We start from the raw sequence: 18,155 nt of genomic DNA, 5'->3' as shown, positions 1-18,155 counted from the left end.
GTGTCACGAGTTTCCGTGAGGTTGGGTCGCCGGTGGGATGAAGGCGGCCGGATCTGGGATGATGCGCGGACTCTGCCGGGGGCTTGTCACGGGTGTTTCGCCGCGCCCTGAACGGGGGATCGCGCACGATGCAACGCACATCATCCGGGAATCGGCTGCATCGCGCACTGGAGTCGCTGAGACTGCGGCTTTCCCGTCCGGATGCCCTCTTCTGGCCGGCCGTCCTCGGTCTGCTGACCGGCCTCGCGGCCGGAGTCGTCATCGTCGCCTTCCGTCTCGCCGTAGAGGGCCTGCAGGCGGCGACCCTTCCCGGCCACGGCGAGAACTACGAGGCGCTGCCGATCCCGCTTCGCTTGGTCCTGCCGTTGCTCGGCTCGGTGCTGATCGGGCTGCTCTTCGTGCGTTTCGCCCGGGGCATCTATGTACTCGGTGTGGCCCGGGTCATGGAGCGCATGGAATATCATCAGGGACACATGACCCTGCGTGGGTTCGTGCTTCAGTTCCTGGGCGCGGCGATCGCGATCGTCAGCGGTCATTCGGTCGGACGCGAGGGACCGCATGTCTATCTGGGCGCCGCGGGCGGGAGTCTGATCGGGCAGCTCCTGACCCTGCCCAACAACAGTATCCGCAACATGGCCGCCTGCGGAACCGCGGCCGGGATCTCGGCATCGTTCAACACGCCGCTCGCAGGCGTGATCTTCGCGCTCGAGGTGCTGGGGTTGGAATACAGCGTCGCGAGCTTCGTGCCGATCATCCTGGCCGCGGTGAGCGCGAATGCCCTGTCGGTCGCCGTGTTCGGCAGCGACCCGGTGCTGCGCGTCGCGCCGGTCGTGGTGACATCGCTGACCGCGCTGCTCCCGGTCGCGGTGCTCGGACTCCTTGTCGGTGCACTCTCGGCGGCCTACATCCAGTCGATCAAGACGATTGCAGGCTGGGGCAAACGCCTGAGCTTCTTCACTCGGGTCTGCCTGGCCGGGGTGATCGCCGGGATCGCGGGCGCCTTGGTCCCGGAGGTGATGGGACTGGGCTACGACACCTTGGGCAAGCTGCTGACCGAGCCCCTGACCTGGGGCTTTCTGCTTGTATTGCTGGCCTTCAAGCTGCTGGCGACCTCGGCCAGCGCGGGACTCGGGATCCCGGGCGGGACGATCGGCCCGGCCCTCTTCATGGGTGCGATCGTCGGGAATCTGGTCGGTGTCGCGGCAGTAGCAGTCGCCGGGACCGAGGTCGATCAGGTCGCATTCTTCGCCCTGCTCGGCATGGGTGCCATGATGGGTGCCAGTCTCCAGGCACCTTTGGCGGCCTTGACCGCCATCGTCGAGCTGACCCACAGCCCCGGGGTGATCATGCCGGGGATGTTGGTGATCATCTTGGCCGCGCTGACCAGCAAGGAGCTGTTCGGCAAGGATTCGCTCTTCCTCACGACGCTGCGGGCGAACGGACTGGACTACCGCTCCAACCCGGTGGTGCACCTGCTCAGACGCAGCGGCGTGGGCGGCGCGATGAACACGCGCTTCGCCCGAAAGGAGCAACACCTGACGCGGGAGCAGGCGGAAGGCCTGGTCGCGGACGGACCCGAATGGGTCATCGTGGAGAAGGACGGCGGACCGGCCTACCTGATGCCCGGGATCGCCGTGGCGAGCGCCCTGTCGTTGACGCCCGATGCGCAGGAGATCGACCTGCTCGCGATCCCCGGGAATCGGCTCGAGCTTGCACCGATCCATCTTCAGGCAACCCTCCAAGAGGCACTCGATCTGATGCAGACGCGGGGCGCCGAGGCGCTCTACGTGCAGCGGATGATCGCGCCCGGGATCTCGCACATCTACGGCGTCTTGACGCGGGAGCGGATCGAGTCGGCATACCGCTATTGAGGATCACACGCTCCCGTACAGCTCGCGCGATCCGAGCCAGCGTTGGATCAATGGCTCGATCCGATCGGGATAGCGCACCAGGATCAGGTCGGCGGCCTGTTGGGCGGCGGCGACCAGATGTTGGTCGCGCAGGGGGTCGGCGACGCGAAACTGCACGGTGCCGGTCTGGCGCGTACCCAGAACCTCCCCCGCACCACGCATGGCCAGATCGCGCTCGGCGATCTCGAAACCGCTTTCGGCCGCGCGGATGATACCGAGACGCTCGCGCGCAGCGATCGACAGGGGTGGATGGAAGAGCAGCACGCAGTGGCTTTGGACAGACCCGCGCCCGACCCGGCCACGCAGTTGATGCAGCTGCGCAAGACCGAGCCGCTCGGGGTTCTCGATGATCATGAGACTGGCGTTCGGGACATCGACGCCGACCTCCACGACCGTGGTCGCGACCAAGAGGTCTAGATCACCCGCGGCGAAGGCGGCCATCACCGACTCGCGCTCGGGACCCTTGATACGCCCATGCACCAGGCCGATGCGGATGCCGGGCAGGCTCTCGGCCAGTTGGCGCGCGGTCTCTTCGGCGGCCTGACACTCCAACGCCTCGGATTCCTCGATCAGGGTGCAGACCCAATAGGCTTGGCGTCCCTGTGCACAGGCCTGCTCCACACGCGCGATCACCTCCTCGCGACGGCTGTCCGGGACCGCAACCGTGACGATCCGCGTCCGCCCGGGCGGCAGCGCGTCGATGACCGAGAGATCCAGATCCGCATAGACGGTCATGGCGAGCGAGCGCGGGATGGGTGTGGCGGTCATGATCAACTGGTGCGGCGCGCCTCCGTCACCGCCGCCCTTCGCGCGCAGACGCATGCGCTGGTGAACGCCGAACCTGTGCTGCTCGTCGATGATCACGAGACCCAGCTCGGAGAAGACGACGTCGTCCTGAAAGAGCGCGTGGGTGCCCATCACCATGCGGGCGCGACCGCTCGCGATGCTCTCGAGCAAACCGACCCGCTCGCGGCCCTTGTGGCGCCCGACCAGCCAAACGGGCTCGATGTCGAGCGGGGCGAGCCAACCCGCAAAACCGCGTCGATGCTGCTCGGACAAGAGCTCGGTCGGCGCCATCAAGGCGACCTGCGCGCCGGACTCGATTGCCTGGAGCGCCGCCAGCGCCGCGACCAGTGTCTTGCCGGCCCCCACGTCGCCTTGGAGCAGACGCTGCATCGGGCGCTCGCCCTCGAGATCGGCCGCGATCTCGGCGACGACACGCTCCTGCGCCGCGGTCATTCGGAACGGCAAGGCATCGAGCAACCGCTTGCGCAAGGTGCCGTCGCCCGCGAGGACGGGTGCCGCGATCGCCCGCTGCGCCGCACGCAGCCGTCGCAGACTGACCTGATGGGCGACCAGCTCCTCGAAGGCCAAGCGGTGAAAGGCCGGATGACGGCGCTCGATCAGATCGAGGGGGTCGGCATCCAACGGTGGACGGTGCAGGTAGGCGAGCGCCTCCACGAGGCTCGGAAGACCCAAGGGGCGCAAGACCTCGTCCGGCAGGCACTCGCGCGGCGCCTGTCGGGACAGAAGCGCCAACGCCTGATCGGTCAGACCGCGCCAGGAGGATTGCTGCAGGCCCTCGGTCGAGGGATAGAGCGGGGTCAAGCGCTCTTCGATCGCGACCGGCTCCTCGGACTGGATGCGATACTCCGGGTGGACCATCTCCAAGGCGCTCGGCCCCTGCCGCACCTCGCCGTAGCAGCGCAGGCGCACGCCGGGCTTGAGCGCGTCGATCTGCTGCCTGGAATAATGGAAGAAGCGCAGCATGAGCCCGCCGAACCCGCCGTCCGAGAGCCAGACCTTGAAGGAGCGGCGTCGCCCGCCCGAGAGCTCGACCTCCCGGATCTCGCCCTCGACCAACACCTCGTCGCCCACGCGCAGCTCGGCGATTGTGGCCAAACGCGTGCGGTCTTGATAGCGGTTGGGCAGATGAAAGAGGAGATCCTGAACGGTGCGTACACCGAGCTTGCCGAGACGCTCGGCCACGCGCGGACCGACCCGGTTGAGCCGTTCCACCGGAATGGTGTCGAGCGAAGGGGTCGGAAGCGATGGATGCTCGGAAGACCCCGGGGCATTGTCGGTCAAGGTTTAACCTATTACTCTCTCTACGCCCCGTGCGCCTGTGCCGTTCAAACCCTCGTTTCTAGGCGATGGTGATTCCGGGGCGCGATGGGTATTCAGTGCCCGAGCGGTACCCCGATGACCCGTCGCGTCGGTCGGATACCGTCAACGGATGCAATCGAACCGCCAATCGGGGATCATTCGGCCATCCGTCGTCGTCTTCTGCCGATTCGCCGAGGCGTCGGCCTTCACAAAACGCTCTCGGCCCTGCCCCATGATCATTCAAAAATCACTCTCGGTCATCACCAAAGGCCGCGGCACCTACGACATCACGCGGCACGTCCAGGAGCAGGTTCGGGCCTCCGGGGTTCGGATCGGACTCTGTCATGTCTTCGTCCATCACACCAGCGCTTCCCTGATCCTCTGCGAGAACGCCGACCCGACGGTGCGCAGCGACCTCGAGGCCTTCATGGCCCGATTGGTCACGGACGGCGATCGGCTCTTCGAGCACAGCGACGAGGGGCCCGACGACATGTCCGCCCACATCCGCGCCATCCTCACTCAGGTCGAGCTGACGCTTCCGATCAGCGGCGGCACCTGCGCGCTGGGCACCTGGCAAGGTCTCTATCTGTACGAGCATCGCACGCACGGTCACGGGCGGCGGATCACCTTGACCATTCAGGGCGAGTAACACCAGTTAAACCGCGCCCGGCGCGGTATGCGATGTTTTTGGATGGGATCGGCCCCGGAAGACTTGGCGGCCGCTGGCGTCGGCGCGATTTAAGATATTAAAAAATATATTATTTTAAACCGCGTCCTCGCTAAGGGCTTTGGATGCACCAAACGTCGAGCTCACTCGAAAATTTAGCATCTCGCTCTGGACGCGGTTTAACTGCCCTTGCGCTCCGCGATTGCGCGGCCGAGCTGGTACACGGCCATCGCGTAGTAGCTGCTGTGGTTGTAGCGGGTGATGGTGTAGAAATTCTGCGTCCCCAGCCAGTAGGCGTAGCCGGTGCCGACATCGAACTCGAGCAAACTCACCTGCGAGACGCCGCCGAGTGAGCTGGCCGGGGTGATTCCGCGGCGCGCGAGCTCGCTCAAGCTGTAGCGCGTCGCGAAGCCCGACTTCATGGCGCGGGCACCCGAGGGAGACTGCACGTTCGCGCGCACCACAACCGGCACGCCGGCTTGCCAACCGTGGGATTTGAAATAATTGGCGACGCTGCCGATCGCATCCGTCGGATTCCAGAGGTCTCGATCTCTGTCGCCGTCGAAGTCCACGGCATAGTCGCGGAAGCTCGAGGGCATGAACTGCCCGAGCCCCATCGCACCGGCATAAGAGCCGCGCGGACTGAAGGGATCGATACCCTCCTCCTTGGTCATGACCAGGAAGGATGCCAGCTCCCCCGAGAAGTAATCGGCGCGGCGCGGATAGGCGAAGGCCAGCGTCGCCAGGGCATCGACGATGCGGGTCTTCCCGACATAGCCGCCGTAACGGGTCTCTACACCGATGATGGCCACGATGTATTCGGGCGGCACACCGTAACGCGCGCTCGCCCGGTTCAGCGCGGCCTCGTTCTGCTGCCAGAAACGCACGCCGTTGGCGATGTTGTCCGGGGTCAGGAACTTGGCGCGATACCGGAGCCACGCCCCGGTCGGACCGGTGCTCGGTCGCGGGGCCTGGCGATCCATCGCGTCGATGATCCACTGCTCGCGCTTCGCACCGGAGAGGACGGCGGCGACCTGATTCGGCGGGAAGCCTTGCTGCTGCATGCGGCGAATGAAGGGCTCGACGCCGGGATACCCTGCGAAATCACCGGTCACCGTCGCGGAGCCGGAAGACGGATAAGGGGATCTGTCCGCGATCTCGCCCGGGCGAGTGGACTGGGAGCCGCAGCCCGCGACCAGGGTCAAACACAGCAGGGCGGCGATCGAGCAAACAACGCGCATGGGCAGTCCAGGTCAGAAAAACGGTGCCGGCTATAGTAAAGCAGTTTTTCAGTAAAGCAATTCAACCGATGAATTTAGCTCGTGATTGTGGTGTTAAACCGCGCCCGGCGCGGTATGCGATGCTTTTGGCTGGGATCAGCCCCGGCGGACTTGACGAACGCTGGAGTCGGCGCGGTTTAAGATATTAAAAAATTTATAATTTTAAACCGCGTCCACGCTAAGGGTTGTGGAGGCACCTAACGTCGAGCTCAGTCGAAAATGAGCATCTCGCTCTGAACGCGGTTTAATCAGCCAGGACCATGATCGCGTCCATCTCGACCCGCGCACCTTTCGGCAGCGCCGCGACACCGATCGCCGCCCGTGCCGGATAGGGCTCCTCAAAGTATTCGGCCATGACCTGATTGACCGACGGAAAGTGGACCAGATCGGTCAGAAAGACATTGAGCTTCACGACATCGGCCAGACTGCCGTTGGCGGCACGGGCAACCGCCCGAAGGTTGTCGAAGACACGTCGGATCTCCGCCTCGATGTCGCCCGAGACCAGCTCCATGGTGTCGGGCACGAGCGGGATCTGTCCGGACAGATAGACAGTGTTGCCGACGCGAACCGCTTGAGAGTATGTCCCGATCGCCTCCGGGGCCTGATCGGTCTTGATGATGCTCTTTGCCATGCTGTGGTGACTCCGAAAGTCTCGTTACCCGACAATGTCGGCGTGAGCCTAATGCAGCGCGGGGTTTGCGCCAAGGTGCTTGGTGCAGAGGTGAAGGGTTAAGGGTTAAGGGTTATCTGATTAGTAAGGAGATTCAGCTCAGCGCCGAATCCACGATTGAGCAGAGGGCCTCAAGTATCAAGCAATCAAGACTCTCGAGGACGAGCCTGGCGAGCCTCGTTGCGGCAGTTCGTGCCGAGCGCCAACGGCGCGACCGATGTCAGCCCGGGGCAGCGCCCCGGGTTTCAATCAACCGAGACCTTCAGCCCTGAAAGGGCGGTTTAAAGATGCTGCCGGGGCTGAGCGTTTTGCACCGTTCGGCCCTTTCCCGAAACGCGCGCCAAAGATCGACACAGCAAAGCGTTGGGCCGCCCCTTCAGGGCTTCGGATGGGGGTCGTGTTCCCGGGGCGTTGCCCCGGGCTCGCGTGTTGAGCCCCGTTGGGGCAGCCGGAGACCAGCGGGTTCGATGCATGGTCATGGCAGGCTCCGTCCGACGGTGGATCAGGGAGCAGTCTGCGCCGATCGGGGGCTTATTCCGTGAGCCTGGCGGACGATTCTTTCTAATCAGGAAGGGTGAAACCCGAAGCCTGGGGGTTGGTGGCTGGCGGCTGGAAGCTGGCCCCAACCCTGCCGCCGCCATGCAAGCAACCCGTTATACTTTCGCCTTCCAACTTCCGGATCACACACCATGAACGCACTGCATCAGTCTGACCTCGCCAAGCTGCGCCTGATCGGACGCGGTAAGGTCCGCGATCTCTACGAGATCGACAGCGAGCATCTCTTGATGGTCGCGAGCGACCGTTTGTCCGCGTTCGACGTGGTGCTTCCGCAGCCGATCCCGGGCAAGGGCGAGGTCCTGACGCGGGTCTCGCGGTTCTGGTTTGCGCGCACGGCGCAACTGGTGCCGAATCATCTCGCCGATATCCCGGTCTCCGCGGTGGTGGAGGATCCCGAGGAGCTCGCCCGGCTCGGCGATCGCGCCATGGTGGTGCGCCGGCTGACCCCGCTGCCGGTCGAGGCGATCGTGCGCGGCTATCTGATCGGCTCGGGTTGGAAGGACTACCGGGAAGGCGGTTCGGTCTGCGGCATCGCGCTGCCGCCCGGTTTGCGTCAGGCCGACCGGCTGCCCGCGCCCATCTACACGCCGTCGACCAAGGCGGAGATCGGCGGGCACGACGAGAACGTCGACTTCGCCCACACCGAGCGGCTGCTCGGCCCGGCCCTGGCGGAGCAGGTGCGCGACACCAGCCTAGCCGTTTATCGCGATTGCGCCGAGTACGCCTTGGCACGCGGGATCATCATCGCCGACACCAAGCTCGAATTCGGCCTCGACGGCGAGGGACGGCTGCATTTGATCGACGAGGTGCTCACGCCCGACTCCTCGCGCTTCTGGCCGGCCGATCAATACCGACCCGGCACCAGCCCGCCGAGCTTCGACAAACAGTTCGTGCGCGATTATCTCGAGACCCTCGACTGGGACAAGACCCCGCCGGGGCCGATGCTGCCGCAGGAGATCATCGACCGCACCGCCGCCAAATACCGCGAGGCCGAAGAGCGGTTGACGCGCGGCTGAATCCCCCGCGAAACGGCGTAGGGCGACGGGGACTTCAGAGGTTTCGGCTCAAGGGTCCTCGGGCGTGGTTTGACGCACGGCCCAGACGGCGGCTTCGACGCGGGTTCTGAGCTTGAGCTTCTTGAGGATGTGTTTGACATGGACCTTGACGGTCCCGAGGGAGAGGTCCAGCTCGCGGGCGATCAGCTTGTTGCTTGCCCCCTCTGCCAGCAGCGCGAGGACCTGGCGCTCGCGCGGGGTGAGGCCGGCATCGTCCGGGCGCACCGGGCCGCTGTCGTGCCGGAGTGCCCGGGCGATCAGCTCGGTGAGACGTTGGCTGATGACCAGACGACCCCGGCCGGCGGCCAGGAGCTGATGGAGGATGTCCTCTGGCTCCATGTCCTTGAGCAGATAGCCGTCGGCGCCGGCGCGCAGGGCGGCGATGACGTCGTCCTCGCTATCGGAGACGGTCAGCATCACGACCCGCGCATCCAGGTCGGCGCGGCGCAGACGCTCCAGGGTCTGGATGCCGTTCATCCCCGTCATGTTGAGATCGAGCAGGATCAGGTCCGGGCGGCACTGCGCCGCGACACGCATGCCCTCCTCGCCGTCGCCGGCCTGCCCGACCAGAACCAGCTCGGGCGCCATCGCGATGAGATCGGACACCCCCTTTCGAAACAGCGGATGGTCGTCGATGACGACGACGGTGGTTCGGGTGTCGGTCGTCATGAGGCATGCACCGCGTCTGTGGTGTCGATGTCTCGCGTTCGCCGGCTCGGGAAGGTCACGCGAACACGTGTCCCGCCGCGCGGCCCGGGCGCGATCTCGATGTCGCCGCCGAGGCCGGCGGCACGCTCGCGCATGATGCTCAGGCCGTAGTGACCGCGCCGGACGATGTGCGGGTCGATTCCGCGCCCGTCGTCGTCGAGGGTCACGCGGATCCCGGGGTCGCCGACCGACACGCGCAGCACGGCATTGGCCGCGCCGGCGTGACGGATGACGTTCGACAGGGCCTCGCGGACGATCTGCAACACATGAATCTCCTCGTTGGGGCTCAGCAGAGAGGCGGGGAGGCGATTGTCCAGGCGAATCTCGGTGGTTCCACGCTTGCGGTACTCGGCCACCGTCGACTCCAGCGCCGCATTGAGGCCGCGATCGTCCATCTTGAGCCGAAAGGTGGTCAGGAGCTCGCGCAGCTGGCGGTAGGCCGTATCGACGCCCGCGCGCAGCTCTGCGAGCACGGCGCGCGAGCGCTCGGGCCGTGCGCCCGCGACGAGGAGTGCGTCCAGTCGTGAGGCCTGGATCTTCAGATAGGAGAGCGACTGGGCCAAGGAGTCGTGCAGCTCGCGCGCGATGACGCCGCGCTCCTCGAAAAGCGCGAGACGCCTGCCGTCGCGCTGGCGCCGATGCAGACTGAGCGCGGTGCCGATCAGTGTGGCGAGCGAGGCCAGTAGACGTCCTTGCCAAGGCGGTAGGGTCTGATCGCGCTCCAGCTCCACGATCAGCACGCCGAAGGCCCGATCCTGATCCGCCACGGCGAAGGACACGGGGGGCCGACGGTCGCCTCGCCCGAGCGCACGCAGCGCCGGATGATAGGGTTCGGCCTCGCGACAGATCGGGCATCCGTCGCTCGAGCAGGCAACACGCCGCTCGCCCTCGTCGCTCGCGGTCACGCAGGCACGGCCGTCCTTGCGACGGGGCGCGAGATCCGGGTGCGGATCCTGCGCTTCGTCCAGGCAAAGCGTCACGGCCCGAAGCCGCAGCTTGACCCGGATCTCCTGCAGAACACGCTCGAACATGGGTGTGGAGATCGGCGTCTCGTGCAACGCCTGCCCCACGCCGTAGAGCAGCTCCAGCGTCTGGTTGGAGCGCTCGAGATCGCGGGTCTTCTCCGCGACGCGGCCCTCCAGATCCGAATAAAGCTGCGAGAGGTCTGCGGCCATGCGGTTCATCGACTCGCCGAGCCGGCCCAGCTCGTCGCTGCCGGTAAAGCGGGTGCGTCGGGAGAAATCGCCGCGCCGCGACCGATCGGCGCACTCGAGGAGCTCCGCAAGCGGTTGGATGACCCGGCCGATGACCAGGACCATGGTCACGAGCACCACAATCACCGTCAGGACCAAGGCGACCGTCTGGACGACCCGCAGCATGGCCAAGCGCGCTTCCGTGATCCGCTCGAGCTCCCCGACCAGTGCATCGATCCGCTCGACGAAGCCGTCGACATCCGCCAGGTAGGTCATCGTCGGTGGCTCCCCGGAAGGGCCCCGATCGAGTGCGCGCAACCGCGCAATGTCCGCCGCCACCTGCGGGCGCATGCGCGCCTCCCAATCGGCACGGATACGCTCGTAGCCGGCGCGGATCTCCTCGTCGGCACGTCGCGGAATGATGTCGACGAGACGCGGACTGGCCAGCCGCTGCTCGAGCTCATCGGCCAGTGCCTCGACCCGATCGGCACGCAGATCGGCCGGGACACGGGCGTCGGCCAACGCCATCCCGATGCGATAGGACTGCATCCGCAGCGACCCCGACTGGTTCACGGCCGCTGCGAGCCCTTGTGTCGCTCGGCCCACGCTGCCGCTGATCAGCATGCTGAGGATCGCCAAAACAACGACGACGCTCATCAACGAACCCACGCCGAGCAGGATCGAGCGATGGAACGAACGCGGCAGAAGAGAGCTCATATCGATCACCCCCGCATTCCAGCCCGTTCGCGCCGGCCGCGAAAGGGGATACCTCCAAAGAATCGAAACCGACGCGAACCTGGCGAAAAGTGCCCTCGGATCGGACAACCACAAGGTTTCTCAATGCTTTGACACTCTACCACCCCTACCACTTCGGAGGTATTTCCCGGCACGCCTCTCGGTCGTTGCGCGCCTTGTAGAGATCCCCCCGCCCGATAGACTTCAGCCATGAACGACATCGACCGCGCCTTTAACTTCCTGCCTCACCTTCGCGACGTCCCCGCCTTTGCCGCGCTCGACGACGAGCCGGCCCGCTTCGTCGCCGGCGGCAGTCAACTGCGCACGGCGACACGGGGTCAGATCATCTGCGAGAAGGGCAGCCGCCCGAGCGGTTTCCAGTGTCTTCTGGAGGGACGGGTCAAGCTCGCCGCGCTCTCGCCGCTTGGGGCCGAGCGGGTGCTGGACATCCTCCAACCCGGGCGTGTCTTCGGGGTTGCGGCCATCCTGCTCGACGAGCCCTGCCCGGTCTTCGCAGAGTCGATCTGCGACAGCCGGCTCCTCGTGGTCGGTCGCGATCGAATCCAAACGGCCATCGCCGAATGGCCCGAGGTCGCGTCCGTCATGCTCAAGCTGGTTGCCGGGGATGTCCATCGGCTTGTCCACGACCTGGAAACCTGCTGCCTGATGAGCGCGCGTCAGCGCCTCGCCGACTTTCTGCTCAAGCAGGGCCGCTGCAGCTCGGATGCGCTCGACCACGCGGTGGTGGTTCTGCCGGCCGCCAAGGCGTTGATTGCCTCCAACCTCAACGTGAGTGCCGAGACCTTCTCGCGCGAGCTGCATGAGCTGGCCCATCGCGGTCTCGTCGAGATCGAGCGGCGGACCATCCTCATCCCGTCGCTGGAGCGCTTGGCGGCCTTCGTGTTCGACGACCCGCTTGCCGAGCAGAGCCCGGCACAGGCCGGCGCGGTGCCCGTACCGAGCTGACGCCGCCCTCGATCGAGCGGGTTGCGGCATCGCCCGACACCCAAGGGATGGGTACAATCCGCAAGTCATGCATCTGAAACAAACCGACCCGCCGCGGACGGGACGGGGCATTTTGCCCGCAACCCGCTCGACGATACCGCAACAGGTGTTTCCGAGCCCTGCCTCGACGGCGTGCACGATCGCGCCGCGACATCACGGATCGAGCCGCTCGGGAGGCGGCCGACATCATCACAGGGGAATTCGCAGTGAAGATCGTTCGCAACCTGCTGGCCGTCATCGGCTTCTTGACCATTGTCGGCATCGGCGTGCTCTCTTGGCGGTTCGCCCCGATCCTCGGCGAGTTCGACCCCGAGTTTCCGGGCGTCTACGCCGATTTCGCCTCGCGCCTGCTGACGACCGGCGATCCCGGAGTGGCCATGATGTGGGCGATCCCGGTCGAGGAGGGGTTGAGTCCGGACGACGTGATCGCGTCCATGAAGAGCATCGCGGTCTCGCGAAACCTGCTCTTTGTCGGCGAGTCCCCCTTCTACAAGCAGATCGAGGCGATCACGGGCGAGCCCTATCGCTACGTCAACTTTCTCTCCTTCTGCGATGCCAGGGTCGGTCGACAGATGCTCGAATATCGCAACGAGTACAGCGGCTTCATGCCCTGCCGCATCGCCTTGGTCGAAGACAAGGAGGGGCGCCTGACGCTCTACAGCATGAACCTGGACATGATGATCCACGGCGGTCGGGAGCTTCCCGAAGAGCTCAAGGCGTCCTCCCTGAAGGTCCGCGACACCATCCGGGCGATCATGGAAGGCGGCGCGGCCGGAGAGTTGTGACCCGCAAGCCGTGATCCCGAGCGCCGTGATCCCGAGCGCCGTGATCCCGAGCGCCGTGATCCGGCTGCTCGTGACATCGCGCAATCCGGATATACGGAAGATCGTATATAGTAGACGCCAATGATCAACGCCGCAGAGGCGCGCAAAGGTGTTCGATATACTCGGCGATCTCGTCGTCTACCGTCTGCTGGGCATCGACCCGGCGAGCCATCTCGGAGCAGCGCTGCATTTCTTCGTCATGGACACGGCGAAGATCTTCTTCATGCTGGTCATCATCATCTATCTCATGGGGCTCTTTCGGGCGCTCCTCTCGCCCGAGCGGGTCCGCGCCTATGTGCGCGGCAAACCCAAATGGGCGGCGCGCTCGACCGCGGTCGGGCTGGGTGCGGTCACGCCCTTCTGCTCCTGCTCGTCGGTGCCGCTCTTCATCGGCTTCGTCGAGGCCGGCATCCCACTCGGGGTGACCTTCTCCTTCTTGATCGCCAGCCCCATGATCAACGAGGTCGCGGTGGTCATCCTGCTCGGGATCCTCGGCTGGGAGCTGACACTCATGTATGTCGCCGCCGGCTTGACGGTCGCCTATGTCGGCGGCGTGGTCATGGAGCGCTTCCGGCCCGAGCGGTGGGTCGAGCCCTATGTCTGGCAGATCCACATGGGCGAGCTGAAGATGCCCGAGCCGGACACCTCGCTGGCCGGGCGGCATCGCTACGCCGTGGGCGAGGTCCGCGAGATCCTGCGGCGACTTTGGAAATGGGTCCTGCTCGGCATCGGCGTCGGCGCACTCTTCCACGGCTATGTCCCGGAGGAGTGGGTGGTCGAGCACCTGGGCGGTACCGAGAACTGGCTGGCGGTCCCGGGGGCCGTCCTGCTCGGGATCCCGCTCTATTCCAACGCAACGGGCGCGATCCCCGTGGCCGAAGCCATGCTGGGCAAAGGGGTGGCGATCGGCACCACGCTCGCCTTTATGATGAGCATCGCCGCACTTTCGCTGCCGGAGATGATCATCCTGCGCAAGGTCATCCGCTGGCCCGGGCTGGCGCTCTATGCGGGTGTCTTGGCGACCGCCTTCATCCTGGTCGGCTACGGATTCAACCTGCTGGCGTAGAATGGAGCCCCTATTACCCTTGGGCTATTCCCGGTATCGGGACCAACCGACACGAGAGCCGATATGAAAGAAGTCAAGATCTTGGGATCGGGCTGCGCCAACTGCAAAGCCACCTACAAGGTCGTCGAAGAGGCCGCAAAGGCGCAGGGCGCCGAGATCGCACTGGAGAAGGTCGAGGATCTCGGCCGAATCATGGGCTACGGGGTCATGTCGACACCGGGCGTCGTGATCGACGGTCAGGTGGTGCATGCCGGCGGGGTTCCGGATCGCAAGACGGTCGAGGGATGGTTCAGCCGATGACGTCATGCCCTTGCCTCGCCGGGGACGCCTCGGAATGACGAGACCGTCGCCTCGACTGCTTTGGGGCCTAATGGCCGGCGGCTGCGCCCTGGCGGTCGCGTCGAGCTTCGTCTTGACCGACTGGCTCGCGCTGAATCCCTGTCATCTGTGCATCTTCCAACGCCTGCTCTTCATGATGCTGACGGTGCTCGCGCTCGGAGCCGGGCTCGCGGGAGCAGGGGGCCTCGGGCGCCTGCTCGGCATCGTGACGCTGCCGGTCTCGGCCTCGGGAGTCGGTGTCGCGGCCTATCAGAGCTGGCTGCAGCTACAGCCCCCGGGGAGTGTGTCCTGTGTGGCCGGCACGCCCGGAGTGATCGAGCGTTGGGTCGAGTGGCTCGGCCAACAGGCGCCGACGCTTTTCATGGCGACGGGCTTTTGCGAGGACGAAGGCGCCCTGATTCTAGGACTGTCGCTTGCGAACTGGGCCTTTGTCGGCTTTGCCCTCTGTCTCGGTGCGGGCGTCCTGGCGCTACTTCGAAGCTATGCCGAGTCGCAGGCCCGATGACCCTGGAGCCGGCAGTTGGACAGGGCCTTCTTCCGCATCCACCGGATCACACCGCATGAACGAGCAGACCCTGACCGACCCGTTCGGCCGACGCATTGCCTATCTGCGGCTTTCCGTCACGGACCGCTGCGACCTGCGCTGCGGCTACTGTCTGCCGAAGGGATTCAAGGGATTCGAGGAGCCGGCGCACTGGCTCACCTTCGAGGAGATCGCACGCGTGGTCGGGGCCTTTACGGCGCTCGGGGTCCGACATGTCCGGATCACCGGCGGCGAGCCCTTGGTGCGGAAGGATCTGCCGAACCTCGCCGAACGGCTCTCCGCCCTGCCCGGCCTGGACGACCTCTCCATCTCGAGCAACTGCACCCGCATGGATGTGCTGGCGGAGCCGCTGTATCGCGCCGGCGTGCGCCGTCTCAACGTCAGCTTGGACAGCCTGCGTCCGCAGGTCTTCAAGGAGGTCACGGGCGGGGATCTCGACAAGGTGCTGCGGGGGATCAAAGCGGCCCGCGCGGTCGGCTTCGCGCCGATCCGCGTGAACACGGTCGTGATGCGGGGGGTGAACGACGAGGAGATCGAGGACATCCTCGCCTACTGCGCGGAAAACGGCTTCACGCTGCGTCTGATCGAGACCATGCCGATGGGCGCGACCGGCCGCGGGGCTCAGGATCAATACCTGGATCTGCAGAGCGTGCGGCGGCGTCTCGAGCAGCGCTTCGAGCTGATCCCCGACATCCTGCCGGGCGGCGGTCCCGCACGCTATTACCGTGTCGGCGCGACCGAGACACGGATCGGTTTCATCACCCCGATCTCGCAGCACTTCTGCGAGACCTGCAACCGGGTGCGCCTGACAGTCGACGGCACACTCTATCTGTGCCTAGGCCAAGAGAACAGCTACGCGCTGCGGCCCCTGCTGCGCGACGGGATCGGGGAGGCGGATCTGGTTGCGCACCTGCGAAGCGCCATCGCGTTGAAGCCCGAGCGGCACGAGTTCAAAGAGCGCCCTGAGAAGATTATCCGGTTCATGTCCGCGACCGGCGGCTGAGCTGAGCCGTAGCTAGTGGCTAGCCGTAGGGTGGACGAGCGCGAGCGAAGTCCACCGAATCCCGCGCCGGCGATGGTGGACTGCGCTGCGCTTGTCCACCCTACGCGGACTCGGACTCGGCCGCGTCTTCTGCCGGCTCCTCCGCGATCGCCTCGCGGAAACCGCATTCCTTTTGCGGACAGACCTTCGACGAACCTTTGGTCTTGGTGGTCTTGATCGTCAAGACCGCCCATCCGCACCTGGGGCAGGGCTCGGCGATGGGCTCGTCCCAGACGGCGTAGTCGCACTTGGGATAGGTGGAGCAGGAATAGAAGATCTTGCCCTTGCGGGACTTCTTCTTCTGCAGCGTCCCCTTGGTGCACTTGGGGCAGGTGACGCCCGTATCCTCGGGTTTCTCCAAGGGCTCGATGTGCTTGCAGGTCGGGTAGGCGCTGCAGCCGATGAACTTGCCGTAACGCCCGCGTTTGATCTCGAGCGCGGAGTTGCAGAGCGGGCAGGTGCGGCCCTCGATCAGCTCGGGGGCATCCGCCTCGGCCTTGTCGGGGTTGAGGTCGCGCGTGTAGTCGCAGTCGGGATAGTTGGTGCAGCCGATGAAGCGCCCGTTGCGTCCGAGCCGGATCGACAACTGGCCGCCGCATTTGGGGCAGGTCTCGTCGATGCGCTCCTGGGTGACGTCGCTGCGCTTGACCGACGCCTCGGTGTGGTCGACACGCTCCTTGAAGGGTTTCCAGAACTGCTCGAGCAAGGGGACCCATTCGCCCTCCCCGCGCGAGACCGCATCCAGGTCGTCCTCCAGACGTGCGGTGAAATCGTAATCCACGTAGGAGGTGAAATACTCGGTCAGGAACCGATTCACCACCCGCCCGACATCGGTCGGCAGGAAGCGCTTGGCGTCCAGGACGACGTACTCGCGATCCTGAAGCGTGGAGATGATGGAGGCGTAGGTCGAGGGGCGGCCGATGCCGTACTCCTCCAGCGCCTTCACCAGCGATGCCTCGGAGTAGCGCGGCGGCGGCTCGGTGAAATGCTGCTCGGGGCGGATGGCCAATAGGTCGACCAGGTCCCCGGCCTTCATCTCGGGGAGCATGCGCTCCTCGTCGTCGTCCGCGCCCTTGGCATCGTCGCGACCTTCCAGATAAACACTCATGAAGCCGGGCTCGGCGACGGTCGAGCCGGTGGCGCGAAAGAGGTTGCCCTCCCCGGCGCTCAGGGTGATCGCGACCTGGTTGATGAGCGCGTGGGCCATCTGACAGGCCAGGGTGCGCTTCCAGATCAGCTCGTAGAGCTTGAACTGATCCGCGCTGAGATGGGCGCGGATCTCTTTGGGGACCTGATAGGCCGAGGTGGGGCGAATCGCCTCGTGGGCCTCCTGGGCGTTCTTGGCCTTGGTCTTGTAGAACCTCGGTTGCTCGGGCAGATGATTCGCACCGAAGCGTTCCGTGACATAGGCGCGGATCTCGTCCAAGGCCTCTTGGGCGAGATTCACCGAGTCGGTGCGCATGTAGGTGATGAGGCCGATCGGCCCGCCGCCGACATCCACACCCTCGTAGAGCTGTTGGGCCACGCGCATGGTGCGCTGGGCCGTGAAACCGAGCTTGCGCGCGGCCTCCTGCTGGAGCGTGGAGGTGATGAAGGGCGGTGCCGGGTTGCGCTTGCGCTGCTTGCGCTCGACCTCGTCGACCTTGAGCTTGCCGCCGGCGGCCTGCTCGAGGGTCTGGTGGACGGTCGCGGCACGTTCCCCGTCGACGATGCTGAACTGCTCGACCTTCTCGCCTTCGAACTCGACCAGCTTGGCGGTGAAGCGCCGCGCCTCCTTGGCCGCATCGGCCTCGATCGACCAGTATTCTCGGCTGGCGAAGGCCTCGATCTCGTCCTCGCGCTCGCAGATCAGGCGCAGCGCCGGGCTCTGCACGCGGCCTGCCGAGAGACCACGCCGAATCTTCTTCCACAGCAGCGGCGAGAGATTGAAGCCGACCAGATAGTCCAGCGCACGACGCGCCTGCTGGGCATTGACCAGATCGTAGGACAGCTCGCGCGGATTGGCGACCGCATCCTGCACCGCCCGCTTGGTGATCTCGTTGAAGACCACCCGGAACACCGGGCGCTTGCCGAGCTGACGGCGGCTCTTCAGCAGCTCGTAGAGATGCCAGGAGATGGCCTCGCCTTCGCGGTCCGGGTCGGTCGCGAGATAGAGCGCATCGGCCTCCTTGAGCTTCTTGGCAATCGCCTGAACGTGCTTCTCGTTGCGATCGATGATCTGGTATTTCATCGCGAAGCCGTTCTCGGTATCGACCGCGCCCTCCTTGGGCACCAGGTCACGGACATGACCATAGGAGGCGATCACCTCGAAATCGGGTCCGAGGTACTTCTTGATGGTCTTGGCCTTAGCCGGAGATTCGACGATGACGAGATTCATGATGGCTGCGAGCGAACGGAAGCGAACGAATCGGGACCTCTAGGGTAAACCCGGTTCGCATCGGCGCGTCAAGGGG

General features: G+C 65.4%; 15 protein-coding genes. 9 read left to right on the top strand and 6 right to left on the bottom strand.

Annotated features, from left to right (window positions below; all coding sequences use genetic code 11):
- Positions 1-128: 128 nt before the first annotated feature.
- On the top strand, positions 129-1,871 hold the full coding sequence (locus THIMADRAFT_RS11770; RefSeq protein WP_007193262.1) for a chloride channel protein: 1,743 nt from the start codon (positions 129-131) through the stop codon (positions 1,869-1,871).
- 3 nt (positions 1,872-1,874) lie between these two features.
- Here the strand turns inward: THIMADRAFT_RS11770 and recG are convergent, their stop codons facing one another.
- On the bottom strand, positions 1,875-3,998 hold the full coding sequence (gene recG / locus THIMADRAFT_RS11765) for an ATP-dependent DNA helicase RecG (RefSeq protein WP_007193261.1): 2,124 nt from the start codon (positions 3,996-3,998) through the stop codon (positions 1,875-1,877).
- Between the two features lie 250 nt (positions 3,999-4,248).
- Here recG and THIMADRAFT_RS11760 point away from each other — a divergent pair, with 250 nt between their 5' ends.
- A complete protein-coding gene (locus tag THIMADRAFT_RS11760) occupies positions 4,249-4,665 on the top strand; it encodes a secondary thiamine-phosphate synthase enzyme YjbQ (RefSeq protein WP_007193260.1) in 417 nt (138 codons plus the stop codon).
- A gap of 197 nt (positions 4,666-4,862) precedes the next feature.
- Here THIMADRAFT_RS11760 and mltB read toward each other — a convergent pair whose 3' ends face one another.
- Entirely contained in the window at positions 4,863-5,924 is a 1,062-nt protein-coding gene (gene mltB, locus THIMADRAFT_RS11755) for a lytic murein transglycosylase B (RefSeq protein ID WP_007193259.1), read from the bottom strand.
- Between the two features lie 283 nt (positions 5,925-6,207).
- Complete coding sequence (locus THIMADRAFT_RS11750) at positions 6,208-6,594, bottom strand: RidA family protein (protein WP_007193258.1); 387 nt, start codon at positions 6,592-6,594, stop codon at positions 6,208-6,210.
- A gap of 728 nt (positions 6,595-7,322) precedes the next feature.
- On the opposite strand from THIMADRAFT_RS11750, the gene THIMADRAFT_RS11745 reads away from it, so the two are divergent.
- A complete protein-coding gene (locus tag THIMADRAFT_RS11745) occupies positions 7,323-8,207 on the top strand; it encodes a phosphoribosylaminoimidazolesuccinocarboxamide synthase (protein WP_007193257.1) in 885 nt (294 codons plus the stop codon).
- 48 nt (positions 8,208-8,255) lie between these two features.
- On the opposite strand, the gene narL is transcribed toward THIMADRAFT_RS11745, so the two are convergent.
- The gene (gene narL / locus THIMADRAFT_RS11740) at positions 8,256-8,915 is read right to left on the bottom strand and encodes a two-component system response regulator NarL (RefSeq protein WP_007193256.1); all 660 of its coding nucleotides are present in this window, start codon (positions 8,913-8,915) and stop codon (positions 8,256-8,258) included.
- Complete coding sequence (locus THIMADRAFT_RS11735; RefSeq protein ID WP_007193255.1) at positions 8,912-10,864, bottom strand: ATP-binding protein; 1,953 nt, start codon at positions 10,862-10,864, stop codon at positions 8,912-8,914. Before THIMADRAFT_RS11735 ends, narL begins: the two co-directional genes overlap by 4 nt.
- A 228-nt stretch (positions 10,865-11,092) precedes the next feature.
- Between THIMADRAFT_RS11735 and THIMADRAFT_RS11730 the strand changes: the two genes are divergently transcribed.
- From THIMADRAFT_RS11730 to moaA, 6 genes are all read left to right on the top strand, one after another.
- A complete protein-coding gene (locus THIMADRAFT_RS11730) occupies positions 11,093-11,848 on the top strand; it encodes a Crp/Fnr family transcriptional regulator (protein WP_007193254.1) in 756 nt (251 codons plus the stop codon).
- A 245-nt stretch (positions 11,849-12,093) separates the two neighbouring features.
- Positions 12,094-12,672: a DUF302 domain-containing protein gene (locus tag THIMADRAFT_RS11725; protein ID WP_007193253.1), complete on the top strand. Its 579-nt coding sequence runs from the start codon at positions 12,094-12,096 to the stop codon at positions 12,670-12,672.
- Positions 12,673-12,820: 148 nt separating this feature from the next.
- Positions 12,821-13,777, top strand: a complete 957-nt coding sequence (locus THIMADRAFT_RS11720; RefSeq protein WP_007193252.1) for a permease — start codon at positions 12,821-12,823, stop codon at positions 13,775-13,777.
- A 63-nt stretch (positions 13,778-13,840) separates the two neighbouring features.
- On the top strand, positions 13,841-14,077 hold the full coding sequence (locus THIMADRAFT_RS11715; protein ID WP_007193251.1) for a thioredoxin family protein: 237 nt from the start codon (positions 13,841-13,843) through the stop codon (positions 14,075-14,077).
- 34 nt (positions 14,078-14,111) lie between these two features.
- Positions 14,112-14,621: a disulfide bond formation protein B gene (locus THIMADRAFT_RS11710; protein WP_007193250.1), complete on the top strand. Its 510-nt coding sequence runs from the start codon at positions 14,112-14,114 to the stop codon at positions 14,619-14,621.
- A 55-nt stretch (positions 14,622-14,676) separates the two neighbouring features.
- Complete coding sequence (moaA, locus tag THIMADRAFT_RS11705; protein ID WP_007193249.1) at positions 14,677-15,663, top strand: GTP 3',8-cyclase MoaA; 987 nt, start codon at positions 14,677-14,679, stop codon at positions 15,661-15,663.
- 100 nt (positions 15,664-15,763) lie between these two features.
- Here moaA and topA read toward each other — a convergent pair whose 3' ends face one another.
- Entirely contained in the window at positions 15,764-18,079 is a 2,316-nt protein-coding gene (gene topA / locus THIMADRAFT_RS11700) for a type I DNA topoisomerase (protein WP_007193248.1), read from the bottom strand.
- Between the last annotated feature and the right edge of the window lie 76 nt (positions 18,080-18,155).

The organism is Thiocapsa marina 5811, assembly GCF_000223985.1.
GTDB classification, from domain to species: domain Bacteria; phylum Pseudomonadota; class Gammaproteobacteria; order Chromatiales; family Chromatiaceae; genus Thiocapsa; species Thiocapsa marina.
The sequence above is the reverse complement of the archived record's forward strand: the minus strand, read 5'-3'. Positions and strand labels throughout refer to the sequence as shown.